Origin of the sequence: Bradyrhizobium sp. CCBAU 11430 (assembly GCF_028128855.1) — a bacterium.
Lineage (GTDB): Bacteria > Pseudomonadota > Alphaproteobacteria > Rhizobiales > Xanthobacteraceae > Bradyrhizobium > Bradyrhizobium ottawaense.
In genome coordinates, this window is sequence record NZ_LBJV01000007.1 from 232277 (window position 1) to 257875 (window position 25599).

Here is a 25599-nt window from a genome sequence, read left to right on the forward strand (position 1 = left end):
CCTCTACCATCGGCCGCCGCCATGGCAGCTACGCGGCCATTCGCAGCAGATCGACGATTTCGGCTTGGTCGTTGAAGGGGCGCGGATTGGCTTTGACGAAGCGATGGTTGATCGCGATTTCGCTGATCTTGCCGAACTTGTCTTCGCCGATGCCGACCTCAGCGAGGCGGCCCGGTAGTCCAAGTTGCCTGACGAACTCCGCAAAGGCGTCTGCCGCGTCCCCACCGGGAGCCCCCAAAGCTGCCGCCAAACGCTTCTGCGCGTCATCGGTGAACGGCTTGTTATAGCGAAGAAGGCTCGGCATGATGACCGGCGTGCAATAATAGTGAGGAACCCCGAAAGTCCCACCAAGCACGTGGCCGATGCCGTGGCTTGCGCCCATGGGAACGCGTGCCTGCAGTCCAAAGGACGCAAGCCATGAGCCGTATTGAGACAAGCGGCGCGCCTCGAAATCGTCAGGTTGTTGCAGGGTCCGGAGCATTCCATCGCGCAGCGTGCGGATACCCGCCAGAACCACTTCGTCAGCAAGGGGGGTGCCAGCTGGCGAGCACAATGCTTCGATGCCGTGATCCATGGAGCGAGTGCCCGATCCCATCCAGAGATTCGAAGGCGTATGAAGCGTGAGGGCAGGGTCGAGGATGACTGCCACCGGCATCATGTGGGGGTGAAAGAATATTTGCTTCAGCTTGTTGCGCTCATCGGTGACAAGCGCCGCGGCATTGTATTCGCCGCCATTCAGCGTTGACGGCACGGCGATCTGTCGGACTGCAGGCGTGCGGAACGGGGAATGGCTCACGCCCGGGCCCATGGGGAACGGATCGAAGCCGGCTTCATCGCGGATATCGTGCTCCATCGCCATGATGACGATCTTGGCGAGGTCAACGGCAGAACCGCCGCCGACGGCCACGACGAGATCGGCGTGTGCTTCCTTGGCGTGGAGCGCAACTTCGGCAGCTTGCTTGCGCGTGGTGTGCTGTGCAATTCCGTCGAAGGTCGCAGCATGTTTGTCGCCCAGCGTATGCCGGATTTTCTCAATCTCGTCGGTCTGGGTGTTCAAGGTGCGGCTGACGATAAGGAAGACGCGCGTTGCCTTCAGTCGTTCCGCTTCTTCGTTGATGGCCTCAGCCGCCGGTTTGCCATAGATCACGCGATCAATTGCCGGAAAATTGTGTGCACCAGTCCTGCGCATTTTATCCTCCCATCGGAACTGCGGTCGAAGCGGAGATAGTCTTTTATATTATGAGTATCATGCAATAGCTGTTCAAAAATATCGCACGAACTCAGGGTTTTACGGCCTTCGCCAAGTTCCACGCGAAGCACCAGCCTGGCTTGCCGACTTCGCGGTCACCCATCCTTCGGCGCCCTTGCGCCGTCGGAAAGCCTCAGCCGCATCAATGTCTTGTAGCGGGCTCCGACGCGCCAGTTTCCTGATGCCGATTTGGGTGAAGGCCACACGGATGTGCACTCCAGCTTTCGTATGCACCGAAAGGCCAAAACGGGTAGGGCTAGTCGAGAAAAGCTGACGCCGAACGCTGCGATGGTCCACACCCTCGGCGTTTGCAGCATACCTTGCACCGCAAACGCCAAGGCCCGTGCACGAAAGTTGCTCGATGCTCTCGAACTCCTCGCGTGTCGTCTTGCCGATACAGGATGCCCCGACGGTCTCGAAAGGCGAGACGATCGTGGGGTCTTTCGCACGCGGAAGCGTGGAGAATCGCACCGGCCGACGGGGCCTAACGCTCTGCGAGATTTGAGTGTCTCAGAGACGCACGCCGGTCGTAGCAAACGCCTGGGCGACGGGCTCCTGGACCCGATTCAAGACCACCATTCCCGCAATCGCGACCACCATGGCCGCGACGCAGCCAAGAAGAAAAGCCTTCATCCGCAGCCTCCTTCGATCGAAACGTCAAGGTGTTATACGACACGGCTTGCCGCGAGCAAACTCGTTGATCGCACCAAGGCACAAGCGATCTTATGGGCTCTTGAAGATGGGATCGATGGAAAATCCATTGCCCATCAAGCCTACGGACTGAAGCGCCGCGGTATTCAGGTCGACCTCTAATATCGAAAAAAGAAGCGCAAGCACGATGGCAACGAGGATCAGGAAGGGCGAGGCTTCTCGGGAAATGGGATCTTGCGGCCCATCAAGCGCGCGGACAGCGCGCAACCGCGCCATCATCCGCAGAAATGGCCGCGTTGGCCCCTGCATGCCAGTCGTCCTTGACGTGACCAGCCAGAGACTAGTCTTCGGACCACCGGCGTTCAAGCGGAGGATGAGAGAAGTCAGGTTATTGCAATGCACGCTCCGGAACGGAAGGCAGCGTTGCCCGGTTTAGTACACGCACCGGAGGATCCGACGTGAAATTGCCAACAACGATCTTGTGCTTCGCGGCACTCTGCTTCTTCCAGAGCGCCTCCGCCCAACCCGCGCAAACCAACTCATCTGCGGCACCAACCCCTCCCGAGGAGAAGGGCCAACCACAGCCGCAAGGCTGGACGGGCCCCATCAATACAGGCTCGGGTGGCGCGCCCGCCGAAAGTCCCCAGGGTCAGAGCCCGCCTGGAATGCAGGCCGCGCCTCAAGGATCCTCCAAAACCACGACGGCACCAGCCAAATAGATCGGTTCGGATATTCTCCTCCGTCGGCTCTTCTGGCAATCTTGAGAGCGTGAACGGGACGCGGCGAGGGTCAATGAGACTACCTTTCTGCGCGGGCGGCGCCGCAGCCTTGTGGGCCATCTTGGCCGTATCATCCGTGCACGCCGACATGGCCGGACACGGCGGCTCCGTGCGGGCTCTTGCTATTTCCCCCGATGGGGACAGCCTCTTGTCCGGCAGCTTCGACTCAGCCGCCATTCGCTGGTCGCTAAAGGCGGAGACAGCGGAGGAGGTGCTGCGGTATCATGCTGATGCGGTCAATGCCGTCGCCTTTCTGAACGACGGCCGCATGATCACGGCGGGTGCCGATGCACGAATTGCGGTCTGGACGGCGGGCCGGCGGCAGCCGGACCGGGTGTTCGAGGGACACGTCGGTCCAATCGTCGCACTCGCGGTCTCTCCCGACGGCGCACTGCTCGCATCGGCTTCATGGGATCGGACGGTGCGGATCTGGTCGCTGTCGGACGGCGTGTCGCGCGTGCTCGAAGGGCATTCGCAGAACGTCAACGGCGTCGCCTTCACGCCGGACGGCAGGTCGCTCGTCAGCGCCGGCTACGACCTTACGTTGCGTATCTGGCGTTTGCCGGATAGCCGGCCTGAGATCGTGACGTTGCCGGCTCCGCTCAACGCGGTAGCCGTGGCGCCGGACGGTGAAATCGTCACAGGCGCGGTCGACGGCATATTGCGGATGCTGACCACGGACGGCAAGGTCAGCGGCGAGATATCGGCCGGCCCAACACCGGTGGTGGCCGTGACCATGTCGGCCGACGGCAAGCTGATTGCCGCGGCCGGCATCGGCGGCACAGTTGCGATCATCGATCGCAAGTCGCGCAGCCTGCTACGCACGCTGGTCGGGCCCGGGCTGCCGGTGTGGTCGGTTGCCTTCCTTCCGGATCGCGAGACGCTGATGACGGGGGGCGCGGACGGCAAGATCAGGCGGTGGAATGCACGCACCGGCGATCCCGTCGGCTCGAGTCTGATGGGCTCTCCGGCCGATCCGCTCGCTGCCTATGCCGGCGATCATGGCGCCGACGTATTCCGGGCGTGCGTTGCCTGTCACACGCTGTCGGACAAGGAGGTCCAGCGCGCAGGCCCAACGCTTGCCGGACTGTTTGGCCGTAAGATCGCATCGCTGCCGGGCTACCGCTTCTCCGATGCCCTGAAGACGATGGACATCGTCTGGACGCCGGAGACGGTTGCAAAGCTGTTCGAGGTTGGACCGAATGCCTACACCCCCGGTACCAAGATGCCGGAGCAGCGCATCGGCTCGCCCGAGGATCGCCGCGCGCTCACCGATTTCCTTGGCCGCGTGACGTCGCGATAGCTGCCTCTCAGATCGAATCCCAATTGTCCATCGGAAGATCCCTCATCTCCGGATGTTGCTTGAGGATCTGAATGACGTCGATGCTGGGGTGCTCCTTGAGCGCTTCCGCGACGCAGTGATTGACGTATTTGCGACGCGACAGCCATGCGATCTTCTTGCCCTTGGCCTCGGCTTTGCAGGCGGCGATCGCCTGTTTCACGGCAACCTTTTGTGCCTTGGTCAGTGGAGGAGCGGCAGCTTCGGCCGCTGTGCCGGCGAAAGCGATGGAGATCAAGCACGTCGACAGAGCTGTGATCAAACGAGACATGGTGATGCTTCCCCTGGTTTCCTGCCCCTGCGTAGATGTCTGCTGGTCTTGTCTAGTCCTTGCCCTCGCGCTGACGTAGGTAGTCGTCCGTCGTTCGCGGCGGCGTGCGTTCGGGAATGCCCTTGAACGGATTGAACTGCTGCTCGCTCATGACGATGACGCGGCAGTCGGCGCACATCTTGAGCGCCTCGATCCGTTTGTCGCCGGCGGGATACATCCAGTGCCGCCCCTCGAGCTTGGCGGCGATCCGGTCGATCGTGCTCTTCACCCCGAACGCCGTGCCGCAGCGGACACAGAGCGCGGGCTCCTCTTCCTTGATGACCGCGGCGGGAGCGCGGGCGGCGCGGAAATCGATCTGCGGCTTGAGCGTGATGACCTTTTCCGGACAGGTGGTCTGGCACAGGCCGCATTGCACGCAGGCGTCCTCGATGAATTTCAGCACCGGCCGCTCGGGATCGTCGCGCAGCGCGCCGGTCGGGCAGGCGGAGACACACGAGAGACACAGCGTGCACCCGTCCGTGTCGACGCTGATCGCGCCGACTGGAGCGCCCTGCGGCAGCGCAATCACGTCCACCGGCTTTGGCGCAAGACGATGCAGCTCGCTGAGGCCGAAGCGCAGGAGGTCGCGCCGCTTGCCGACGGTTCTGAAGGTCGCCGGTGTTGCGACCGCCGCAAGCGGGCCGATGCCGCTGAGATGGCTGCCGAGCGCGTCAGGGTCGTCGGTCTCGATCGTGGCGACGCGCTGGCCATCAAAGCCGAGACCGCCAAGGATCGCATCGGCCATGCCGATCGTCTGCGATAGTCCGGTCACATCGTGGCGCGGCCTTGCGCGCAGCAGATAGCGCACGGCTGTTACACCATAAGCGAATGCGCCGACGATCGCTTCCAACCCGACCTGCGTGAGTTCGTTGACGACAAAGGGAAGCACGTTCGCGGGAAGACCGTCGCCATGTCGTGCCAGAGCTTCGATCAACGGTGTGCCGTGCGAGCCGTCATGGAACAGCAGCACCGCGTTGGCGCCGCCGGCCGCGTGGTAGGCGAGCAGCATGGCGCGAAGTCTTTGAAGCTGCGTATCGGCGGGCGGTAACGTGTAAGATGCAGCGCCAGTCGGGCAGGCGGCGGCGCATTGCCCGCAGCCCGCGCAGATGTTCGGATCAACAGCGACATGATCGCCGGCGGGCGTGATTGCGCCGGTCGGGCAGAGATCGAGGCAGCGATGGCACCCCGTGCGCTTCGAGCGCGAATGGGCGCAAAGACCGGGCGTAACGTCGACATATTTCGGCTTGTCGAAGCTGCCGACGAGGTCGCGTGCGGTCAAGACGGCGCGCAGCACCGCGGCGGGATCGTTCGGGTCGGCGCGGAGATACCCGTCGCGCAGGTCGTGTGCGGGAAACAGCGGCATCCCGCCCGAAAGGTCCAGCACGATATCGCAGTGCGACGTCACTCCGTCTCGGGAAGCGTCAAGCACGAAGCGATCGCGCGAGGAGGGGCGGGGCCTGGCATAGTCGTCGATCATGAGCTCGAAGGCGCCAAAGTGTCCTTTTGCAGAGCGGATGGTGCCCCTCACGATCGGGAAGACCGTTGCCGCCTGCGGCACGGTGTCACTGATCTGCTTCAGCATGACCGTGACGTCGAGGTGATCCGCAAGCAGCCGGCCGGCCTCGATCGCAGCTTCGTTGCGCCCATAGATCAGGATCACGCCGTCGCTCGACAGGGTGACCAGCGGATAGTCGGGCGCCGGGATGGAGGCGGCCGCCAACAGGGCGACCATTTTCGCGCCGGCGCGCGCCCCTTCGTGTGACCAGCCGGCCGTCTCACGGATATTGACAAAGCTGATCGCCTTGGCCCGTTCGCCGGCCTCGTCCGAAAACTGCGCGGCCTGCTGCGTGCAGGCGACCGTCAGCGGGCCAGTCTCCGCGGCTGCCTTGCGAAAATGATCGAGTTCGGGCCCGCAGAGATGGCGAAAGCCTCTGATCTCGCTGTTCGGACATCCGCGCCGGATCGCGGCCATGTCGAGACGCATCGTGTCTTCGCACGAGCAGATCAAGACGGTCTTCGACGGCTGCGACAGGTTAATCCCTCCGCTAGTCGGGCGCCGACTGTGGACTCGCGCCGGCCCTTTGCCTCGTATAGACATTATCCATCGGGAAGAAAAGGAAAGCGGAGGACGGCCTGCCGTCGACCCCAGTCAGCCACGTTTCCCCGGTGGAACCGATCCGCCTGCCGCCGCCGTTCACCTTGGTGCGGCTGCGCGAGAGTGGCGATGCTTTTGCCCATGCATGCCGCATTGCACCGGAGAGTGGTGCGGGCACATTGGTCTATGTCGGCCGCTTCGATCTTGCTGAGTTTGCCGTGGTCCTTGAGCCCCGAGAGCCTCTGTGCAGCGCGCGTCGCGCGTTCTACGCCGGCATGGTCGCACTCACCGATGCGCTGCGCGCCTATGCGCCGCCGAGCAAGCCGATCACCATCGATTGGCCTGACGCGGTCAGGGTCGACGGGGGATTGGTCGGCGGCGGACGGTTGGGATGGCCACGCGACGCCGACGAAGACACACCGCCGCCATGGCTGGTGTTTGGCGCCATGATCCGGACGGTTGCCATGGACGACGACGAGCCGGGCGTTCACCCGCTTGCCTCGGCGCTCGACCAGGAAGGGTTTGGTGAGGCCGGCGCCGAGCAATTGACAGAGAGCTTTGCCCGGCACCTGATGCTGGTGATTGACGGCTGGCAGGCAGACGGTTTTGACGGTGTCGCGCGCGATTATGTCTCGCGTATGCCGCGCGAGCGACAGACCGTGCGGCGCATCGACGATCTCGGCGATCTGCTGACGCGCCGGGTTGGGGCGGGCGCGATCGAGCGTGGCGACCTCGTCCAGGCGCTTGCGACCCCATCCTGGCTCGATCCGGCACTCGGGGGGCCGCGGCTGTGAAGCTCCTGCGTACCATCGCGCTCGATCCCTCCGACACATTCGTGTTTGACGTGGCGGCAGAGCCGGGCGAATGGGCCGTCTCCGGCGTTTTCCGCTTTTGGGATTGCGATCCTGCGAAGCTCGAGGGCAAGGCGCGCGCGGCCTTCCGCGGCGGTTTCCTCGGGGTGCAGTCCTGGGGCTGGTCGACGCTGGCGCAGATCGTTCCGGCCACCGAGGACGATTACCGCAACCTGGTCGATCTCCTTGCCGGGCAACTGGTCGATCGTTTCGGCGCGCCGGATATGGCGACAGCGAAGAGCGCCGCAGAAGAGGAGGTGGCGTTTTCGCAGTCGCTCTGCAGCCATCCGATCAGCTCCCTTGTTGCGGTGCACCGGGCCGTAAGCGACGGCGAGGTCCGCGAGTCCTTCCGCCGACTGCAACTGCGCGAAGGGCAGGGGCACGGCAAGGCGTTCTCGTTCATGGAAATGGAGGACGACATCGAGCCTGACGGCAATCTCAAGCTTGTGGATCTGGGCCGGAGGCCAACTGCCAGATGAACGATTTCTGGATTGCCTGCGGCCATCATCTGCTCGATCGCGACGAGGGCGGCGGGCTCCGCGTTACCGACGAATTCCTCAAGGCCTATTTTGCCCGTCCCGAACTGATGCCGCCGGAGGATGCGTGTCAGGTCGAACGCCGGCTGCACCGGGAATTGCTCTCCGATCCGCGCCAACCGGTCAGCGCCGGCGAAATCGCCGGTATTGCCGATCCCGACGCCCGGGAGAACTGGCAGTTCGTGCTGGCCTTTCGCGATCTCCTGTTGCGGCATCCGACGCTCGAAGCTGCTTATCTTGCAACGGTGCGCGCAGGCGCGAACGATCTGCCGCCGCTGTTCGTCAATCAGCTCGTGCACGTCATCCTGCGCAATGCGCTCGACGGTTGCGACGATCCGTTCGTGCTGCGCGCGGCCGAACTGTTCTTCCGGGCCCAGCGGATTCTGCCGCATGAGCAGGCCCTGCTGCTCGGCGACGAGGAGATTGTCGGCGGAATTAGCCCAACTCCGGTGCTATCGCTGATGTCGATGCTAGGCGCCACAACCGATGCGGTGGTCGATGTCTTGAACGCGGAGAATGTTGCTGCCTATTGGCAGCGCAGCGACCAGTTCGACATGGCCTTCGACCTCACGGCCGACGGCTTGGGGCCGACCGCCCTGGCGCAGGTGATGAGGCGCTGGCTCTCTCATCTGCTCGGTTTGGACGTCACGATCGAACCGCTGCGCGCACTGCAGGACGCAAAGCTCACCTGGTATGTCGGGCTCGATGCCGATGCCACAAGGCTCGGCGATCGTCTCTGGCACGGCGAGGAGCTCGACGGGCCCAGCGCCGAGCGTGTGCTCGCGCTCTTCCGCCTCACCTTCGTCGATTCAATGCTCGCGCTCGACGATGTCGAGGACGAGCCGGTCTACCTGATCCTGTCGATGTCGGCGGATCAAAAACTGCGCATGAAGCCCCAGAATCTGCTGACAGGCTTGCCGGTCAAACGTCTGGAGATGGTGACATGAGCCCCGCGGCGCTGCCATTGCTGTCGATTCCGGTCGGTGTCGTGGTCGAGCGGCGCAAGGCAGACTCCCCTTGGGTCGATTTCATCTGGCGTGGCGTCGCCATCCTGCCGGACGAGCCCGCCATGAGACCCTGGACCGTGCTTCGCGAGCAGGACGGCACGACGCTGTTCTATGCCGGAAGCGCGACCGTGGATCTTTATCCGTCCGAGACGGCGCGCTATCGCGACAATCTCGCCTCCGGCAGTCCGAGCATCTGGACCGTGCTGTCCCCTTCGGAAGGCGTGTGGCCCTATGTCGTCACGACCGTTACCGCCGATCCCTCGGAAGGCGAGGGCTTTACCGAGGCTGCCGACAATCTCGTCGAGGCGGTGCCGATGCCGGAGGTGCTGAGGGAGGCGATTGAAAGCTTCATTGTCGAGCACCATGTTGAGCGGGAATTCGTCAAGCGCAAGCGGCGCCGGGCTGACCCCGAGGCGCTCGCCCGGCGCGAACATGAAGGCGGACAGGAATGAGCGAGGAAGAGTTCCTTGCGCGTTGGTCCCGCCGCAAGCGCGAGTCGCGACCAGAGCCGGCGAAGCCTGCCGAGGCGCAGCCCGCGCCGCCGCCCGAGGCCAAGGATGGTTTAAAGGACGTTGCGAAGGACGGCGAGAGCGAGTTCGACCTCTCAAGCCTGCCATCGATCGACGAGATCAACGCTGCGACCGACGTCACCGCGTTCCTGCGCAAGGGTATTCCACAGGAGTTGAGCCGTGCGGCCCTTCGCCGCGCTTGGGTCGCCGATCCTGCCATCCGCGACTTCGTCGGGCTTGCGGAGAACGCATGGGATTTCAACGACCCGACCGCAATGCCGGGATTTGGACCGCTGGATTGTACCTCGGAAGAACTGGCGGCTCTCGTCGATCGCGTCATTGGCGGTGTGCGCGAAGTGGCAGAGTCATTGCCCGATGCGCTTGGTGAATCAGCGGATTCTTCGGAGGAATTGCATCAAGCCGACACGAGCGCTGCCCTCGAAGCTCCTGAGCAGGCGAATGCGCCGGAACTGCCAACAGCCCCTGTTGCAGCGCAACCGATCGTGGCGGAGAGACACGCGGATTTTGCCGAGCCCGTCATGCCGCGCACGCATGGTGGTGCACTGCCGTCCTGAGCAGCGCGACGAAAGGCTATAGCCTCCGGCTATGGCCAAGCGATTGACCGTCCGTGGAACCAGGACTACCCTCCGCATACTGCTTTGTAACAAAAGAATAATCGAGCAGGTGCGACTAGGCAGACGGGACTCGGATGGGAGGTCCACGTGCGGGATGACGGTCTTGATCGCGCGATCGATGCCGCGGGCGGCATAGCCGAGCTTGCGCGCAAAATCGGCATCAGCCAGCCATCCGTCTCGAACTGGACCAAGGTACCCGCACAACGGGTGGTTGCAGTCGAAGCCGCCACCGGCGTAGCTCGCAACGATCTGCGGCCCGATCTCTACAGCGAACAGGCCTTCTCCGCAGAACCACTCGATCCCGTCGATGCGGCGCGCGCGCAGGAATACGCGCTTCTGGCAATGCTTCTATCTGCGCCACCGTCGCGACGATTGCTCGACCAGCTTTCCATGTTGACGGGCGACGCGACGCCGCTCGGGCGCGCGCATGTTGCGCTGGCTGAGGCGGCCTCAAGCGCTGTCGCGGCGAAAGTCGAGCGCGAATATTTCGACCTGTTCGTCGGGCTCGGCCGCGGGGAATTGCTGCCCTATGCCTCGTACTACCTCACCGGCTTCCTCAACGAGCGGCCGTTGTCACGGCTGCGCGCGGATATGGCCGCGCTCGGCATCGGGCGGGTCGCCAACAATTCCGAGCCCGAGGATCACGCCGCCATCCTCTGCGAGATCATGTCGGGCTTTGCCGACGGCAGCCTCGACGCCTCGCCGGAGGCTCAACGCGCCTTTTTTGAAAAACACGTGTCGCCCTGGATCGGGCGGCTGTTCGCCGACATGGAGAGCACCGACAACGCCCGATTCTATCGGGTCGTGGGGGCACTCGGCCGTGCCTTTATCGAGATCGAGACGGAAGCATTCACATTCGCCAACTGACCGACGCGCGTCGGTGCGGGAGAGATGCGATGAGTGACGAGACGAAAGCCAAGGTGGGACGCCGCGATTTCCTGCGCAAGGTCGGCATCGGCACGGTCGGCGCCGGCGCGACGCTCGCGACACCGCTGGTCGGGCCGGCACAAGCCGACAGCGAGAACAACGATGAGAAGCGCAAGGCGCGCTACAAGGAATCCGACCACGTAAAAACCTATTACCGCGTCAATCGCTATCCGGCTTGAGGGAGGCTTCCCGTGCTTATCAAGCGAACACACCAGCGTTCCGATCGTCGCGGCTCCGTCGCTGAATCCCTTGCGGGTCAGGCCGGCGGTCTGGATCGCCGTTCCTTCCTGCGCAGGTCCGGCCTTGCCGGCGGCGCGCTTGCGGCACTCAGCACCATGCCGATCGGCAGTGTGCGCAAGGCGGAAGCCGCGGTGGCCGGACCGCTCGCGGCCGGGGCCGTCGTCAAGAAGAGCATCTGCACGCATTGCGCCGTCGGATGCACGGTGACCGCGGAAGTGCTCAACGGCGTCTGGATCGGCCAGGAGCCGAGCTGGGATTCGCCGATCAACCGCGGCTCACATTGTGCGAAAGGTGCCTCCGTACGCGAGCTCGTGCACAGTGATCGGCGGTTGCGCTATCCGATGAAGCTCGTGAACGGCCAATGGACGCGCGTGTCCTGGGACACCGCGGTGAACGAGATCGGCGACAAGCTCTTACAGGTTCGCGAAAAATCGGGCAGCGATTCCGTCTACTGGCTCGGTTCCGCCAAGATGACGAACGAGGGCTCCTATCTGTTCCGCAAGCTCGGCGCGTTCTGGGGGACCAACAACACCGACCACCAGGCGCGTATCTGCCATTCCACCACGGTCACGGGCGTCGCCAATACCTGGGGCTACGGTGCCATGACCAACAGCATCAACGACATGCGCAACTCCAAGACGATGCTGTTCATCGGTAGCAATGCCGCGGAGGCGCATCCCGTCAGCATGCAGCATCTCCTGGAATCGAAGGAGCTCAACAAGGCGAACTTCATCGTCTTCGATCCGCGCCTGACCCGCACCGCGGCCCATGCCACCGAATATGTTCGGATCCGTCCCGGCACGGACATTCCCGTGCTCTACGGCATGATGTGGCACATCCTGAAGAACGGCTGGGAGGACAAGGAGTTCATCGCCTCGCGCGTCTACGGTTTCGACGATTTGCGCAAGGAGGTCGAGAAGTGGAATCCGCAGGAGGTCGAACGCGTCACCGGCGTGCCCGCTGCGCAGCTCGAACGCGTCGCCAAGATGTTCGCGACCGTGAAGCCCGCGACCATCATCTGGTGCATGGGGCAGACCCAGCACACCGTCGGCACGGCCAATGTGCGGGCGAGCTGCATCGCGCTGCTGATGACCGGCAATGTCGGCAAGGCGGGCGCCGGTGCCAACATCCTGCGCGGCCATGACAACGTGCAAGGCGCAACCGACGTTGGCCTCGATATCGTGACCCTGCCGTTCTATTACGGCCTTGCGGAAGGCGCCTGGAAGCACTGGTCGCGGGTCTGGGAGGTCGACTACGAGTACCTGGTCTCCCGCTTCGACGAGAAGAAGCAGATGGAGACCCCAGGCATCCCGCTGACGCGATGGTTCGATGCTGCGCTCTTGCCGAAGGCCGACGTTGCACAGAAGGACAACGTCAAGGCCGTATTCGTGCAAGGCCACGCCAGCAACAGCATCACCCGCATTCCGGAGTCGATGAAGGGTTTGAAGGCACTGGACCTGCTGGTGATCGCGGATCCGCACCCGACCACCTGGGCGTCGCTCGCGGTCGAGGCGGGACGGAAGGACGGCGTCTATATCCTGCCTGTCGCCACGCAATTCGAATGCTCGGGATCGCGCGTCGCCTCCAACCGCTCGATGCAGTGGGGCGAGCAGATCGTCAAGCCGATCTTCGAATCCAAGGACGATCTCGAGGTCATCTACCTGATGGCGAAGAAGTTCGGCTTCGCCGACAAGATGTTCAAGAACATCAAGGTCGAGAACAACCTTCCGCTCGCGGAGGACGTGCTCCGCGAGATCAACCGCGGAAGCTGGTCGACCGGCTATTGCGGCCAGTCGCCGGAGCGCATCAAGGCGCATATGAAGAACCAGAACAAATTCGATCTGGTGACGATGCGCGCGCCGAAGGACGATCCGGAGGTCGGCGGCGACTATTACGGCCTGCCCTGGCCGTGTTGGGGCTCGCCGGAGGTGAAACATCCCGGCTCGCCGCTGCTCTACAACAACAATTTGCATGTCATGGACGGCGGCGGCGCTTTCCGCCCACGCTTCGGCATCGAGCGCGAGGAAAAACTGCCGGACGGCACGACGCGGAAGGTGAGCCTGCTTGCCGACAAATCCTTTTCCAAGGGGTCGGAGATCGAGGACGGCTACCCCGAGTTCACGCTGGCAAGCCTGAAGAAGCTCGGCTGGGACAAGGATCTCACCGAGGCTGAAATGGCGACGATCCAGAAGGTCAACGCGGCTAATCCGGATGCCGTATCCTGGGCACTCGACCTCTCAGGCGGCATCCAGCGCGTCGCGCTGAAGCACGGCTGCGTGCCCTTCGGCAACGGCAAGGCGCGCATGAACGCGTTCGGTCTGCCGGATCCGATTCCGGTGCATCGTGAACCGATCTATACGCCGCGCGTCGACCTGGTGGAGAAGTATCCAACCCTGCCTGACGCCAAGCAGTTCCGTCTGCCCAATATCGGCTTCTCCGTGCAGAAGGCGGCGGTCGAAAAGGGGATCGCAAAGCAGTTTCCGCTCATCCTCTCCTCGGGGCGGCTGGTGGAGTATGAGGGGGGCGGGGAGGAGACGCGCACCAATCCCTGGCTCGCCGAATTGCAGCAGGACATGTTCATCGAGATCAGCGTCGCCGATGCCGCCGATCGCGGCATCAAGGACGGCGGCTGGGTCTGGGTGAGCGGCGCCGAAAACAATTCGCGCGCCCGGATGAAGGCGCTGGTTACGGAGCGTGTCGGCAAGGGCGTGGCCTGGATGCCGTTCCACTTCGGCGGCTGGCTGGGCGGCGCCGACCTGCGCAAGAACTATCCGGCCGGCACCGACCCGATCGTGCTCGGTGAGAGCGCCAACACCATCACGAGCTACGGCTACGACCCGGCGACGGGCATGCAGGAGCCGAAGGTCACGCTTTGTCAGATCGTCGCGGCTTGAGGGAGCAACGAACATGGCTCGAATGAAGTTTCTTTGCGACGCTGACCGGTGCATCGAATGCAACGCCTGCGTCACGGCGTGCAAGAACGAACACGAGGTGCCCTGGGGCATCAACCGGCGCCGCGTCGTCACCATCAACGACGGCAAACCGGGCGAGCGCTCGATCTCGATGGCCTGCATGCACTGCACGGACGCGCCTTGCGCGGCCGTGTGTCCGGTGAACTGTTTCTACACCACGGCGGATGCCGTGGTGCTGCACTCCAAGGATCTCTGCATCGGCTGCGGCTATTGCTTCTACGCCTGTCCCTTCGGGGCGCCGCAATATCCGAAGGTTGGCAATTTCGGCTCGCGCGGCAAGATGGACAAATGCACCTTTTGCGCGGGCGGCCCCGAGGCCGACGGCAGCAAGGAAGAATACGAGAAATACGGTGCGAACCGGCTGGCCGAAGGCAAGCTGCCGCTCTGCGCCGAAATGTGCTCGACCAAGTCGTTGCTCGCCGGCGACGGCGAGATCATTGCCCAGATCTACAAAGAGCGGGTCATGAAGCGCGGCTATGGTTCGGGCGCGTGGGGCTGGAAGACCGCCTATCGCGAGACGATCGAATCTTGAGGTGGGCAGCCGAGGGCGCGCAATACCGGGGAGGACGTGATGGCGTCATTTGGAATGTTCATTCGCCTGGCTTTCGGCGTCTGCACGCTGCTTCTCTTGGTGATGGCGGCGCCCGCGAGTGCTCAACAGGTCAATCCGACTGCAAGTTCGGTCAAGGAGCAGCAGCTTCTGCAGGAGCTGAACCGGATCCAGGGCCGGGTGAGCATTCCGGACCAGCGGTCCGGCGTCCTGGAGCAGCCACAGGGACGTGAGTGGCGCGAGTTCCGCGATGTCACGCTGCGCTGGATCGGTGGCATCGCGATCATCGGGATGACCGCCCTGATCATGATCTTCTATCTCACCCGCGGCATGGTCCGGCTGGAAAGTGGCCGATCGGGTCGTACCATTGTGCGCTTCAACGTCTTCGAGCGCTTCGTGCACTGGATGACGGCAACCTGCTTCATCATCCTGGCGATCTCCGGCCTCAACATCACCTTCGGCCGGCCGCTGCTCTTGCCGCTGATCGGCTTCGAGGCCTTTTCCGAATGGTCGCAATGGGCGAAGTACGCCCACAATTATCTGAGCTTCCCGTTCACGCTCGGCGTGGTCCTGATCTTCCTGATGTGGATTGGCGGCAACATTCCCAACAAGGTGGATATCGAATGGGCGAAACGTGGCGGCGGCTTGTTCGGGCATGACCATCCGCCGGCCAATCGCTTCAATGGCGGGCAGAAGGCGATTTACTGGATCGTCGTGATCGGCGGCGGGCTCGTCGCCGCGACCGGCTATGCGCTGATGTTTCCGTTCTACGGCACGGGGATCGAGGGCATGCAGATTGCCCAGGTGGTGCACTCCGTCGTGGCCGTCTTGTTTGTCGCGGCGATGCTCGCGCACATCTATATCGGCACGATCGGAATGGAAGGTGCGTTCGAGGCCATGGGCACGGGTGAGGTCGACGTCAATTGGGCTCGCGAGCACCATAGCCTCTGGTTCGACCAGGAGACGGCACGAGCGGGGCCAAACGACGGACAGTCACGACCCGCAACCGAGGCGGCCGAGTAAGACGGACAGCCGGGAAAGCGGGCGGTTCGCTCTATTGCGCCGGTTCTTTCGCAAACAAGATCGAACGGTCCTGCATCTCCTGTTCAGGGAGCTTGTTTGCCTGACCTGTCTGCAGTTCCTGGATGGATGGCATGCCGCTCTGGTCGAACAGTGCGTGCGATCTGAGCATGCTGTTGGCCGCTCCGGCGAGAAGCAAGGCTGCAATGAGCGAGAGCATGAGGCGTTTCATGCGCATCTCCGTCTGCCATGTCCACCCAGCACGACGGATACACGTATATTGTCTTGCGCAATGTGAGCCACTTCACAGCCAGCGGTTCCAAAGTCGTCGATGCGTTCCGTCCAACGAAGCCGGAAGTATGAAGCGAGGAAACTGGAAGAGCTCGATCGGACTCGCGCCAACGCGCTCTGCGCCGTCTGTTGTGATGCGGCTTTGTCGTGATGAAAGCCGGAATCAGGGTTCAAGCCTGCGATGTATGCCGGCCAGCGCCTGTCGAAAGCGGGCTAGAGAGAACACGGCACGCTTGCGGTGAATAGGCCTTGCGCATCCATGCTGGTCCTTGATTCAGCCAGCATGATGATCAGAATTGCACTGACCTGGGAATCGTTCGCGTGCGATATCTCGTTGCTCGGGGCCTTCGCGCACGCGACGCCGATTGCCGTCTTTCTCCCGAGCGCCGTGCTTCCGCCCTTCGTACTCTCTCCCGGAGCCGCTTCAATTGAGCGAGCAGGCTAACGAGCTCGATCGCTGTATGATGCAGAACAGCCAGGCTGCAAAACCCACTACTCACTATAATACCCCAACAGGCCTTGCCGAAGCCGTGACGGAAAGATCGAATTTGTGACGACGTGCCAATAATTTGTAAGCAATGGATCCCGGAGCCGTCCGTTCGCTTTACGACGATACGCAGAAATATTTTCGAGCACTCTAGTGCATTGCACCAAAATGCTCGCATCGGAAAAGGGAATTTGGACGCGCTCTTTCAAACGGCCTTGGCATTTATGTCAGCGCGAAGGAGCCGCACGAAGGATATCCACCGTCCGGATGATTGACTCTTCGACCCAGGCCTCGCGGGCGAACCAGTTATGATTGGCCTCACAGATTGGGCAACGAGTATTGCCGAAAAACACGATGCTCCGCAGGAAAGTCTCGCGATCGGATTTGATGCCGGTAGGAATCGCGCGACCCGTTTGCGGACACTCGACCATGACCATACCCATGTGAGCCTCCCAGAAACATACGGCTGAAAAAGGGGCCGGTCGGCTGGAGTGCGCTCTCGTCGGTGCGGGTTACTTGGGGGGGCATCGCACCTGGGGTCGTTGTCGAGCAAAGGGCAGCTTGCTCGTGACGACGCTTCTCCAACCGACCGGATTCCTGCTTGGCGAATTCTCGGGGATACCGCCGGCTTTGGCCGGCAGGCCTATGAAATGAGGCTTCGGCTTCAACCGAAGGCTTCTGGGAGGCCCCTCACAATTAGCATGTTCAAATCCCTGCGGCTTCGTGCCGAATATTCCGCTCGCAACGAAGCCAATATCTTCCCTTTGACGGACAGATCAGCCAACCGGATCACTGGTCTCACTCCCCCCTCACGCAATTCGTCAACATTATCGTTTTTTTTATTTAATGCGCAATTAAATGCGCGTTGTCGGTCCGGTTTGCGACTCTCGACCGATTTATTTTGCGGGCTGTCGCGGCGGGCCCTTTCGCACGCTCAGCCTATCCCTCGCCACCTGCCATCAGTTCGGCGCGCGCTGCGATTTGGCTTTGGTAAACGGGTGGTTAGGTTCGGTTCAAATATGAAATAAATTTTGATTATATGGCACTGATGTAAATATCGTTGTTAATTGCTGCCGATCACGTAAGCTAAGCTCGTCCAGGTTTTGTTCGGCTGGAGGAGACAATGTGGGATTTAACTCTTAGCGAGTACGATTTCGCCCCCGATGCGCCGCAGTTGGCCCAGATGCGTGCCGAATTGGTAGGTATTGGCGAGAAGGAGCGCATTCTGCGGGAACGCAGTGCCGATCGCGAAGCCTATCGGTACCTCCTGGATGCTCATCGGTTGAGTGCGAGCGCGCTTTCTTTGAGAGCAGGTGTTGAACATTTCTCCGGAGGGAGGGGGTAGGGCGGTCAGCTGTGGCGTGCCGGACCTGATTGTCGTTTCGAAACGAGACCGATTGGGTCACTTGTGCCCGGCAGACGGGAATTGCCGCGCCGCGGACGGTTCAGATTGAACTTCGTGGCTGCCGAGGGCCGCGACGCTAGCATCCCGGGCGCTGTCGTCGCTTCGTCGGCACAGGACGAGGCAGATGTCTTCACATTGGTTGGAACCGTGCTGGAAAGATCGTCGGCAGAGATGGTATTGAGACCGGCTTCGGATGCAGTGTTCGCGCTGCTGGACGGTCGATCAATGCTCTTCAGCGAAGCAGGGCAGAAGATCTTTGAACTGGACCGAGTAGGGGCATTCATCTGGTGTAAGCTGGCGCAAGGCGCCTCTCTGGAAGACACCTGTAAGGGGCTTGGGACCCTAGGCATCGACGAGCAGACCGCGCGCCAGTTCACCCGACAGGTCGTAGATGTCTGGATCGATCGAGCGTTGCTCGAGGTCGACTGGCGAATGCCGACCGATTTTGCCTTCTCGGCGGTACTAGGCCGGCACCGAATAGGGGTCCGGGCTGCAAATCGGGACCTCTTGAGGCGGCTGTGTTCGCTGTTTTGTGTTTCGGACCAGAGCGCCGGCGGCGACGACGACATTGCGATCGAGGCAATGATGCTGGACGAGCAAGTGCTCTTGCGCGGAGAGGATTCCAGCATCTCCAGATGTCAAGTCGAAGCACTTGCCCCAACGATCAAAGCTCACATCACCGAGCGGCTTATTCGAAGCGATCGCTGGACCTTCTCCCTTCATGCCGCTTCTCTTGTGAAGGACGGTATGGGACTATTGTTGTGCGGCCAGCCGGGAGCCGGAAAGTCTACCCTCACATTGCAGCTGGTGGATGCCGGACTTCGGTACGCCGGCGATGACGTTGCGCTGGTTGGCGCTGACGGAGCGATCTGCGGCATCCCGTTTGCTCTCACGCTCAAGGAGGGGTCGTGGGACTTGCTCTCGCGACTACATGGCGGCCGGTACGACGCGACGCATCGCCGCTCCGACGGCGTTCTGGTGCGATACGTACCCATTGCGGATGCGTACCACCAAAGCTTTTCCGCAGGCTGGATCATCTTCTTGAACCGTGTCGCGAGCGGTCCGGCCGAACTAACCGCGATAGATCAACTGGATTCGATGAAGCGGCTCATCGACAACGGATTTGCTGCTGACGGAAGACTTTCGCAGGCCGGCTTTTTCGCTTTGAAGCGGATCGTCGCGGGCGCGCCATCGCTTCAACTCACCTATTGCGAGGCCGTGGAGGCTCGCCGCGTGCTTATGGATCTATGCAATGGCAAGGCATAGCGCGGCGCTCACGAGCCTCTGCAATTGCCTGCAAGGCATGCCACCTGTCGATGTCGAATGGACGTCCGTAATCGGGCTCGCAAATCAGACTCTGACGACACCGGCGCTCATCGATTTTGTCGACAAATTTGCACCGGTCCTGTCGGAGGACGTCTGCGGATATATTCGCCAGATCCACGGCCGAAACGTGCTGCGGAACAATCGGCTCGTCGCTCAACTCGAAGAAGCCGTCGTTGCGATGAACGACCTGGGAATTACGCCAATCATGCTTAAGGGGGCATCGACGCTGGTGACCGCGCCTGAAGAGCGACGAGGCGTTCGGCTAATGTCCGACCTGGATATTATGGTTATGCCGGACGAAGCCAGAATGGCAGTCTCCGCTCTATGCGCAATTGGCTACGATGTTGACTATGAGACCCCTCCCGAAAGCCACAGATGGCATGTCGAGCTGAATCGCTCGCAGGATGTCGGGACCATCGACCTGCAGCGGGCAGCTCCAGGTCCCGCGTACCTCTACCGGAGCTTCGGGCACCCGCTGAACCATTGTGTGCCCGCGCCGCTGGGGCGCGGACGCGTGTATATCCCCGCGCCTACCTACCGGGCGCTCATGTTGATCATCCATGATCAATTTCAAGACTACGGTTATTGGCTGGGCGACCTCGACCTGCGGCACCTAGTTGAATTGCGCGATATGAGCAATTCCGCCGAGGGCCTGGATTGGAAAGAGCTTGCCTCTCTTGTCTCGGGCGAATTGATGAAGAACGCGGTTGAAACCCAGCTGTTTGCTCTTGCTGAGTTGCTTGGCGTCGAGATTCCGCAAGAGTTGCGCTCTCGGCTGATTCCCCGTCTGCAGTTCATGCGACAGTTGATGCAAGCACGATTTCCAGCCACGCGCGTGCCCTTCCTCGCAATGATGATGCTGGATCTCGGAAACTACCGGAAGGTGGCGAATGACACCATCCAACCCACTGCGCGCCGGCGTGGATTGTGGTCCCTGCCGAGGATGGGAACCCTGCAGTTTCTGTTGAAGGCGGCCGTCGCGGTGCGCGCAGGGAAGGCCTAAAATCACAAGCCGCTCCGTTAGGGCGGTAGCTCCGAAGCGAACGACCTCAATTGGCCGGTTCCGACCGGGCGCCAGCTTCCCTGGATCCAACGACTTTGCGCATGCGGGGATTTGCAGTGGTAGGGCAATCAGTGCCCCTGACCACCAGCATTCTGGTTGGAGGCTTCACCGTTCTCGTGAATCCTGAACTCCTCCAATGTGTGCCCGGATTGTAGTGCGGCGACCAGCCAGCGCGGCTGTTTGCCACGCCCGGACCAAGTTTCTGTCGGTTTGAGAGGGTTGAAGTATTTCGGTACGACCTTTGGGTATTTGCGGCGGGGAGGCTGGCCTAGGCCCATCTCTGCCGCCCCGCTTTCGGGCCCACCGACCTGTTCCGGTTGATTGAGTTGCGCCAGGCGCTTCTCCAGTTCCCGCTTTTCGGCCGTGATCTTTTCAGCAAGAATCTTTGTTAGCTCCTCGTGGAGGAGCCATAGTTCTTCAAAATCCATGGCTTCGAGATCTTGCCTGCGCATAGCATTCTCGTCACCGTTCAACTCACGCTCCCGACTACCTTGTCATCTCCACGCCGAGTATCGTTTTCGAGCGCAAAATACGGATAGGTCCAAGGCTGGTCTTTCAAATTGGCGTGACAATAAATAATAATATATTATTTAATTATTAATTGCGAGGATTATTTTCATCAGTTTTTAATGCGAGCCAGACGAGAAACATTGGATGTTACGATTGCCCTCTGGGGCGCCCTTCAGGAAGCGATCGGCCGGTTCATCGCTGCCGCGGCTAGATTGATTGATATCCAGGCTTGAAGCCACAAATCCAGCTGCGATGGCTCGCGCTGAGGGTAACTGAGTCGTACGCTCCCTGTTGCCGAGGGTAAGAACGATGCAACGCGGCCTCGGATGCCGAGCATATTTGTCGAAAGTGCGGCGTGGCAGATTGATCCCAGGCCCGGCTTAACGTGTCGTTCTTCACTTGAGTCGGGGCATCGGTGCACGTAAGGCGCGTAATGTTACTTTGGCCACTATTAAATTGAGCGGATAAGTTCATTTTTTTGTCTTGATTAGAACCAGCGGCGCAGTTATGTGGAGCACGAACTTGCCGTTCGGTTCCACATATTTTTGTTTAAGCTGACCACTTGGTTCTTGATTAGCCGACCGGGACAATATTAAATGGGCGCAACTACAGGATGCTAGCATGTCGACCAAGAAGCTCGAACTAGAAGCGATGTCTCTGGACGATCTATGGTCGCTTCATGAGGAAATTAGCGGCATTTTGTCGGATCGGATCAAGGCGGAAAAGCAGGAACTGGAGAAGCGCCTGGCGGTTCTCGGAGGGGGAATGGCCGTGTTCGAAACAGGCGGGCCGGCCGTCTCCCCGACCGGCAAGCAGAGGCGTAAATATCCGCGTGTGCTGCCGAAGTACCGCAACCCCCAGACTTCTGAAACCTGGTCAGGACGTGGCAAGCGGCCGCGGTGGTTGGTTGCTGCCATGAAATCCGGCCGACGGATCGAGGAGTTTCGCATAGGGGCAGCGACTCCGAAGCTTCGGCAGCGGGCGTGAGACGTCGTTACGCCAGCAGGTCGGCGCAGCTTCGCACTTTGAGCGGGGATCGAGCCTAGTAGGCGTTGCGGCCCCGCAAGACCTCCATCGGAGTTTGCAACAGGATTGCGAGATCCAGCCGAAGGCTCCAATTGTCGACGTACCAGAGGTCGTACTGTACACGTGCTTCGATCATGGACGCTGTAGGTGTTGCGCCGCGGCAGCCGTGGATCTGGGCCCATCCGGTCAGTCCTGGCCTGACCCTGCGACGAAACGCGTAGTTTCGCACGAGCTTGTCAAACTGTCCGTCGTGGGCCAAGGCGTGGGGGCGCGGACCCACCAGCGACATGCTGCCCTCAAGCACATTCAGCAGTTGCGGCAATTCATCGAAACTAGACCGACGCAGCCATCTGCCCACGCGGGTGATGCGTTGGTCGACCGGGGTGGCCTGAACTATCACGCTGCCGTCCTCGAGCACGTGCATGGTCCGAAATTTGCGGATCAAGAATGTCCGACCATTAAAACCACAGCGTTGTTGTCGGAAGAACACGGGGCCGGGAGAATCCAGCTTGATTGCGATTGCGGCAAGCGCAAGCAGCGGTGCGGATACCGCCAAGGCGAGCCCCGCGCCAAGGATATCAATGATTCGCTTGGTTGCGCACTCGAACGGGGTAAGGGGACCGCGCTGCAATTCCACGCAAACGGCACTACCAAGGCTGCGCGTAGGATGTCGTAGCAATTCGGCTGTTGTGCCGACCGGCACGAATATGACCGGAAACGGCAGTACCCGCAACTCGGCAACAAATGCCCGAAGCTCGGGCCATCGCTCCGGGCTGGCTTCGACCACCACCTGGTCGAGCCGAGCGTTGCGAATGTGGTCGATTACGCGAGACGTGAGGCGCTTGCGACCGGCGGGACCGAACCCAATGGGCGGCAGGCTGAACCGCCCCTGGATGCAATATCCATGCATAGCCAAGGTTTCCGGTAGGCCGGCATTCTTCGAAAGCGGCTGGTCCGTGATTAGAACGATATTCGTGCTGGCAAATCTTCTTTCGCTCAGGCCTCTTATCAGCAGCGATTTGACAGCCCATCGCTCGGCTACAAGCAACCACAGGCCAAGGATGGCGAAGAGCGGGCCTGCTTCCTGAGATACGCCCGGCCGAATTGCAAAGCCGTCGGCGGCCCAAATCAAGAGCAGCAATGACGCCCACGTCACGCAGACGGCCCGAACCTGGTTTTTGAGGACGAGGAGCTCAATCGGGCGATAAAGACCTTGAGCCTTCAGCACGGATGCAACGCAAGCTGCGCTGACCAGCGCTAAGCCAAATGCGTTGCCATGGTCTCCCTCAGCTTGCCCGTTTTGGAGCCGGTACAGTAATGTGGAGACGATGCTGGCCAACAAAATCGTCGCGATATCGGCACAGAGTGCAACAGGTTCGATCCAATCATAACGGAGGGGCCATTTATGCCTGGAGGACACCGACGGCTCGAGGCTGACACGAGCCGTATCGTTTCGATCGGGGAGGTGCCGGTTCACGAAGTTCATGGCGGGGCACTCGGAATTCGTATTTAATTTATTATTAATATTGAATATATCAAGCAAAATATCATAATTTAAATGATACCAAATGACGCTCTTCGGATCTGGCGCGTGCTCGAAGAACTGCCCATCGAAGCGGAACGGGTTTGGAACTACCGCGCCGCCCCTCGACCCCATGTCCGGCTCGGCAAAGGTGGATCCGCTTTAGGTCCCGGGATCGGGCCTTCCTTGCGCATGCTTTGAAGAGCTGCTGAATCCCATTCCGAAATCAGATTGTCCACCAGGGCCTTCCCCTCCGCCGACGCCGATTGATAGGCTGCAATGAGAGCGGGTCGAAGAGCGGGCTGCCTAGCAAAGGCAATCTTGGCGTCGCGCTGCACCAGTTCACGCAATTCGGGATCGCTGACGACCGAAGCCTCGCCGAGAGCGGCAGTCAGTCGTAGCGGAAGCAGGGCCAGATCGTTTGGAGCTGTGTAGTACGAGAGTTTCAGCAAGGCCGCGACGTCGTATTCGACCGATCTTTGTTCCCTCGACAGTGCCGCAAGCATGAGCCAAAGATCCCCTCGTAATGGCGAGGACCGCAGTGCCTGCGCCAGTACAGTCGGCGCGGCAGGATGGACTCCGAACTCCGGTCTTGAGGCTGCTGCTCCATTGGCCGCGGGCTGTGGGGCGGGAGCGGGTCTCCCAGACCGCAAATCGCCATCACTGCGCAGTGAGTTCTGCGGCAGCACTCTCAGAAGTGCTTGGCGTGAGGCATCATTGGGAACGAGCGCTTCAACCGGCAAACCGCCGGGATACGACGGCTGAGCGAGCAGCCAGACCGTTTGCGCGATCAGCGCGATTGCGATGGAGCCCAATCCAATACGCATCGATGCATTGCCAATCCCATATGAGCGTATTGGCGCGCATGCCGGGCCCGGACTATCCAGTCCAACGACGGGCCGCGCCGACCGCGACTGCTCGGTTACGGCTCCTGTATCACGCCGGCTTTGGGCGACCGCAAGTCCGAACAGCGCGGCAGCCAACAGCGATGCGCCGAACTCGAGAATGCCGTCTTCGACCAAGGCCAGCACAACCAACGAAGTCGCAGCGCCGGCGCCAATGGCCGCGTAGACGTAGTCATGCCTTCGCCGCAGGGAGCATCTGAGCAAGGCCCCGGCGCCAACCACCGCAACGATCAACACGCCGTACAGAAAGGGGCGGCCCATCTCGATTGCGATGGCCGCGGCAGCCGTCGGGCGCTCTCGTGACAACGGCGCGGCAATATCGCGATGGATTGGCAGCAATGCCGCGTAGGTTCCCGCGCCGGAGCCGGCATGGCCGGCATCCTGCAACATCCGCTCAGTCGCCCCCGGGGGGTGCTCGGACAGGGCGACTGTCAGATCGGCATTAGGCCTTATTGGCATGAGGGTGAAGGCCGCCAGAAACAACACGGCAGCCGTGGCCAGGACGCTCGCGATACCCCAAACCCCAGAGAACCAGTTCCGGATCGCGAACGCGGCGAGCACGATTCCCACTCCGAGCAATGCCGCTGTGGCCGTTCCCATCCCGTCTCCGCTGGCGAGGATTGCCGACAGACAGAGAAGTGTCGCGAGGAGTGCGAACCAAGGGGTCGTTGCCACTCGAAATGGGCGTTGCTTGACACGGCGGCGGTCCTCGAACGCACGGGTCATCATCGCTGCGGACAGCACCAGCCCCAGCACTGCCGGGACTGCGCCGGTCGCTGCGAGGACAGGAGTATCGCCGCGCGAGAAACCGTCCGCTCCGATCGTCTGCCGCAACAGCAGGTACGCACTGACGATCGTCGAGATCGCGACCAGCATGGAGAGGAGTTGCCACGCACGCTGTCTGTCCAGCGCGACGACGGTCGTGATGAGCGCGAGGGCGACGGCAGTGCTGTAGTGCAAGAATGCCTGCACGGTTGCACGGACGTCCACCGTGAGCCGTTCGGCGAGGGGAGCATTCAAGGCGGCCGATGCCGTTTCCCATATCGGATTGCCGAGGCCGTGGACAGGAACTGGCGCGAGCTGGACGGCCATGTAAATCGCCGGTACAGCGAGAATGAGGATGAGAACGAGTCCTGACCGCCGTACCAGACTCGCGATTGCGGAGGATGAGGCGAAGATTGCGGTTGCCAGCACCGCCGTCGCGAGGAGAGCAGAGGATAGAGCTCGCTGCTGCGGGATCTCGGGCATTGCAAAAGCTGCTGCGACGGACACAACGAGTGCCAGCATCAGGAACCTGACGAGCATACCACGTCACCTCTCTGGCTTGACGTTCCTCCGGATGCTCCGATCGGCAGACCGTCTAACGCGCAAATCGTGATGGTGCGCGGCGAGGG

General features: G+C 61.5%; 25 protein-coding genes. 15 read left to right on the forward strand and 10 right to left on the reverse strand.

What is annotated here, in order from left to right:
* Positions 1 to 28: 28 nt before the first annotated feature.
* The 3 genes from XI04_RS05880 to XI04_RS05890 form a co-directional block, all read right to left on the reverse strand.
* A complete protein-coding gene (locus XI04_RS05880; protein WP_028143614.1) occupies positions 29 to 1189 on the reverse strand; it encodes an iron-containing alcohol dehydrogenase in 1161 nt (386 codons plus the stop codon).
* A gap of 570 nt (positions 1190 to 1759) precedes the next feature.
* On the reverse strand, positions 1760 to 1882 hold the full coding sequence (locus tag XI04_RS05885; RefSeq protein ID WP_256379433.1) for a hypothetical protein: 123 nt from the start codon (positions 1880 to 1882) through the stop codon (positions 1760 to 1762).
* Between the two features lie 90 nt (positions 1883 to 1972).
* Positions 1973 to 2209 carry a hypothetical protein gene (locus XI04_RS05890; RefSeq protein ID WP_028143615.1) on the reverse strand — a complete coding sequence of 79 codons (237 nt, stop codon included), beginning with the start codon at positions 2207 to 2209 and terminating at the stop codon, positions 1973 to 1975.
* Between the two features lie 483 nt (positions 2210 to 2692).
* Between XI04_RS05890 and XI04_RS05895 the strand changes: the two genes are divergently transcribed.
* The gene (locus XI04_RS05895; protein ID WP_028143616.1) at positions 2693 to 3982 is read left to right on the forward strand and encodes a c-type cytochrome; all 1290 of its coding nucleotides are present in this window, start codon (positions 2693 to 2695) and stop codon (positions 3980 to 3982) included.
* A gap of 7 nt (positions 3983 to 3989) precedes the next feature.
* On the opposite strand, the gene XI04_RS05900 is transcribed toward XI04_RS05895, so the two are convergent.
* Together XI04_RS05900 and XI04_RS05905 are read right to left on the reverse strand one after the other, a co-directional pair.
* Positions 3990 to 4289 carry a hypothetical protein gene (locus tag XI04_RS05900; protein WP_038948941.1) on the reverse strand — a complete coding sequence of 100 codons (300 nt, stop codon included), beginning with the start codon at positions 4287 to 4289 and terminating at the stop codon, positions 3990 to 3992.
* A 52-nt stretch (positions 4290 to 4341) separates the two neighbouring features.
* A complete protein-coding gene (locus XI04_RS05905; RefSeq protein WP_271623537.1) occupies positions 4342 to 6312 on the reverse strand; it encodes a 4Fe-4S binding protein in 1971 nt (656 codons plus the stop codon).
* 182 nt (positions 6313 to 6494) lie between these two features.
* On the opposite strand from XI04_RS05905, the gene XI04_RS05910 reads away from it, so the two are divergent.
* The 10 genes from XI04_RS05910 (at position 6495) to XI04_RS05955 (ending at position 15673) form a co-directional block, all read left to right on the forward strand.
* Complete coding sequence (locus XI04_RS05910) at positions 6495 to 7217, forward strand: biotin/lipoate--protein ligase family protein (protein ID WP_240536273.1); 723 nt, start codon at positions 6495 to 6497, stop codon at positions 7215 to 7217.
* Positions 7214 to 7753 (forward strand): DUF6505 family protein, encoded by a 540-nt coding sequence (locus XI04_RS05915; protein ID WP_028143619.1) that lies wholly within the window; start codon positions 7214 to 7216, stop codon positions 7751 to 7753. Before XI04_RS05910 ends, XI04_RS05915 begins: the two co-directional genes overlap by 4 nt.
* Positions 7750 to 8757: a DUF6352 family protein gene (locus XI04_RS05920; RefSeq protein WP_028143620.1), complete on the forward strand. Its 1008-nt coding sequence runs from the start codon at positions 7750 to 7752 to the stop codon at positions 8755 to 8757. Before XI04_RS05915 ends, XI04_RS05920 begins: the two co-directional genes overlap by 4 nt.
* Positions 8754 to 9269: a DUF3305 domain-containing protein gene (locus XI04_RS05925; protein ID WP_028143621.1), complete on the forward strand. Its 516-nt coding sequence runs from the start codon at positions 8754 to 8756 to the stop codon at positions 9267 to 9269. Before XI04_RS05920 ends, XI04_RS05925 begins: the two co-directional genes overlap by 4 nt.
* A complete protein-coding gene (locus XI04_RS05930) occupies positions 9266 to 9901 on the forward strand; it encodes a DUF3306 domain-containing protein (protein WP_271608102.1) in 636 nt (211 codons plus the stop codon). Before XI04_RS05925 ends, XI04_RS05930 begins: the two co-directional genes overlap by 4 nt.
* A 147-nt stretch (positions 9902 to 10048) precedes the next feature.
* On the forward strand, positions 10049 to 10828 hold the full coding sequence (locus tag XI04_RS05935; protein ID WP_271608101.1) for a molecular chaperone TorD family protein: 780 nt from the start codon (positions 10049 to 10051) through the stop codon (positions 10826 to 10828).
* Between the two features lie 29 nt (positions 10829 to 10857).
* Positions 10858 to 11067 carry a twin-arginine translocation signal domain-containing protein gene (locus XI04_RS05940; RefSeq protein WP_028143624.1) on the forward strand — a complete coding sequence of 70 codons (210 nt, stop codon included), beginning with the start codon at positions 10858 to 10860 and terminating at the stop codon, positions 11065 to 11067.
* Between the two features lie 12 nt (positions 11068 to 11079).
* The gene (locus XI04_RS05945; protein ID WP_038948933.1) at positions 11080 to 14022 is read left to right on the forward strand and encodes a formate dehydrogenase subunit alpha; all 2943 of its coding nucleotides are present in this window, start codon (positions 11080 to 11082) and stop codon (positions 14020 to 14022) included.
* Positions 14023 to 14035: 13 nt separating this feature from the next.
* The gene (gene fdh3B / locus XI04_RS05950; protein ID WP_028143626.1) at positions 14036 to 14632 is read left to right on the forward strand and encodes a formate dehydrogenase FDH3 subunit beta; all 597 of its coding nucleotides are present in this window, start codon (positions 14036 to 14038) and stop codon (positions 14630 to 14632) included.
* Between the two features lie 39 nt (positions 14633 to 14671).
* Entirely contained in the window at positions 14672 to 15673 is a 1002-nt protein-coding gene (locus XI04_RS05955; protein ID WP_038948932.1) for a formate dehydrogenase subunit gamma, read from the forward strand.
* A gap of 31 nt (positions 15674 to 15704) precedes the next feature.
* Here the strand turns inward: XI04_RS05955 and XI04_RS05960 are convergent, their stop codons facing one another.
* Positions 15705 to 15902 (reverse strand): hypothetical protein, encoded by a 198-nt coding sequence (locus XI04_RS05960; RefSeq protein WP_240536272.1) that lies wholly within the window; start codon positions 15900 to 15902, stop codon positions 15705 to 15707.
* A 773-nt stretch (positions 15903 to 16675) separates the two neighbouring features.
* Positions 16676 to 16891: a hypothetical protein gene (locus tag XI04_RS05965; RefSeq protein ID WP_038948928.1), complete on the reverse strand. Its 216-nt coding sequence runs from the start codon at positions 16889 to 16891 to the stop codon at positions 16676 to 16678.
* 680 nt (positions 16892 to 17571) lie between these two features.
* Between XI04_RS05965 and XI04_RS05970 the strand changes: the two genes are divergently transcribed.
* From XI04_RS05970 to XI04_RS05980, 3 genes are all read left to right on the forward strand, one after another.
* On the forward strand, positions 17572 to 17793 hold the full coding sequence (locus tag XI04_RS05970; protein ID WP_240536271.1) for a hypothetical protein: 222 nt from the start codon (positions 17572 to 17574) through the stop codon (positions 17791 to 17793).
* Between the two features lie 114 nt (positions 17794 to 17907).
* Positions 17908 to 19119 (forward strand): serine/threonine protein kinase, encoded by a 1212-nt coding sequence (locus XI04_RS05975; RefSeq protein WP_244429138.1) that lies wholly within the window; start codon positions 17908 to 17910, stop codon positions 19117 to 19119.
* Positions 19106 to 20182 carry a nucleotidyltransferase family protein gene (locus XI04_RS05980; protein WP_240536270.1) on the forward strand — a complete coding sequence of 359 codons (1077 nt, stop codon included), beginning with the start codon at positions 19106 to 19108 and terminating at the stop codon, positions 20180 to 20182. Before XI04_RS05975 ends, XI04_RS05980 begins: the two co-directional genes overlap by 14 nt.
* 128 nt (positions 20183 to 20310) lie before the next feature.
* Here the strand turns inward: XI04_RS05980 and XI04_RS05985 are convergent, their stop codons facing one another.
* Complete coding sequence (locus XI04_RS05985; protein ID WP_028143632.1) at positions 20311 to 20694, reverse strand: H-NS histone family protein; 384 nt, start codon at positions 20692 to 20694, stop codon at positions 20311 to 20313.
* 679 nt (positions 20695 to 21373) lie between these two features.
* On the opposite strand from XI04_RS05985, the gene XI04_RS05990 reads away from it, so the two are divergent.
* On the forward strand, positions 21374 to 21739 hold the full coding sequence (locus XI04_RS05990) for an H-NS histone family protein (RefSeq protein WP_028143633.1): 366 nt from the start codon (positions 21374 to 21376) through the stop codon (positions 21737 to 21739).
* A 55-nt stretch (positions 21740 to 21794) separates the two neighbouring features.
* On the opposite strand, the gene XI04_RS05995 is transcribed toward XI04_RS05990, so the two are convergent.
* Positions 21795 to 23264, reverse strand: coding sequence for an exopolysaccharide biosynthesis polyprenyl glycosylphosphotransferase (locus tag XI04_RS05995; protein ID WP_038970425.1), 1470 nt, complete (start codon positions 23262 to 23264; stop codon positions 21795 to 21797).
* A gap of 146 nt (positions 23265 to 23410) precedes the next feature.
* Positions 23411 to 25510: a hypothetical protein gene (locus XI04_RS06000; protein ID WP_050995559.1), complete on the reverse strand. Its 2100-nt coding sequence runs from the start codon at positions 25508 to 25510 to the stop codon at positions 23411 to 23413.
* Positions 25511 to 25599 lie beyond the last annotated feature (89 nt).

Coding starts and splice junctions, on each gene's coding strand:
- XI04_RS05885 (WP_256379433.1), bottom strand. CDS start 1,882: ATGAAGGCTTTTCTTCTTGGCTGCGTCGCGGCCATGGTGGTCGCGATT.
- XI04_RS05930 (WP_271608102.1), top strand. CDS start 9,266: ATGAGCGAGGAAGAGTTCCTTGCGCGTTGGTCCCGCCGCAAGCGCGAG.
- XI04_RS05905 (WP_271623537.1), bottom strand. CDS start 6,312: ATGCGTCTCGACATGGCCGCGATCCGGCGCGGATGTCCGAACAGCGAG.
- XI04_RS05880 (WP_028143614.1), bottom strand. CDS start 1,189: ATGCGCAGGACTGGTGCACACAATTTTCCGGCAATTGATCGCGTGATC.
- XI04_RS05960 (WP_240536272.1), bottom strand. CDS start 15,902: ATGAAACGCCTCATGCTCTCGCTCATTGCAGCCTTGCTTCTCGCCGGA.
- XI04_RS05890 (WP_028143615.1), bottom strand. CDS start 2,209: ATGCAGGGGCCAACGCGGCCATTTCTGCGGATGATGGCGCGGTTGCGC.
- XI04_RS05970 (WP_240536271.1), top strand. CDS start 17,572: ATGTGGGATTTAACTCTTAGCGAGTACGATTTCGCCCCCGATGCGCCG.
- XI04_RS06000 (WP_050995559.1), bottom strand. CDS start 25,510: ATGCTCGTCAGGTTCCTGATGCTGGCACTCGTTGTGTCCGTCGCAGCA.
- XI04_RS05895 (WP_028143616.1), top strand. CDS start 2,693: ATGAGACTACCTTTCTGCGCGGGCGGCGCCGCAGCCTTGTGGGCCATC.
- XI04_RS05965 (WP_038948928.1), bottom strand. CDS start 16,891: ATGGGTATGGTCATGGTCGAGTGTCCGCAAACGGGTCGCGCGATTCCT.
- fdh3B (WP_028143626.1), top strand. CDS start 14,036: ATGGCTCGAATGAAGTTTCTTTGCGACGCTGACCGGTGCATCGAATGC.
- XI04_RS05925 (WP_028143621.1), top strand. CDS start 8,754: ATGAGCCCCGCGGCGCTGCCATTGCTGTCGATTCCGGTCGGTGTCGTG.
- XI04_RS05920 (WP_028143620.1), top strand. CDS start 7,750: ATGAACGATTTCTGGATTGCCTGCGGCCATCATCTGCTCGATCGCGAC.
- XI04_RS05985 (WP_028143632.1), bottom strand. CDS start 20,694: ATGCGCAGGCAAGATCTCGAAGCCATGGATTTTGAAGAACTATGGCTC.
- XI04_RS05995 (WP_038970425.1), bottom strand. CDS start 23,264: ATGAACTTCGTGAACCGGCACCTCCCCGATCGAAACGATACGGCTCGT.
- XI04_RS05980 (WP_240536270.1), top strand. CDS start 19,106: ATGGCAAGGCATAGCGCGGCGCTCACGAGCCTCTGCAATTGCCTGCAA.
- XI04_RS05940 (WP_028143624.1), top strand. CDS start 10,858: ATGAGTGACGAGACGAAAGCCAAGGTGGGACGCCGCGATTTCCTGCGC.
- XI04_RS05990 (WP_028143633.1), top strand. CDS start 21,374: ATGTCGACCAAGAAGCTCGAACTAGAAGCGATGTCTCTGGACGATCTA.
- XI04_RS05900 (WP_038948941.1), bottom strand. CDS start 4,289: ATGTCTCGTTTGATCACAGCTCTGTCGACGTGCTTGATCTCCATCGCT.
- XI04_RS05955 (WP_038948932.1), top strand. CDS start 14,672: ATGGCGTCATTTGGAATGTTCATTCGCCTGGCTTTCGGCGTCTGCACG.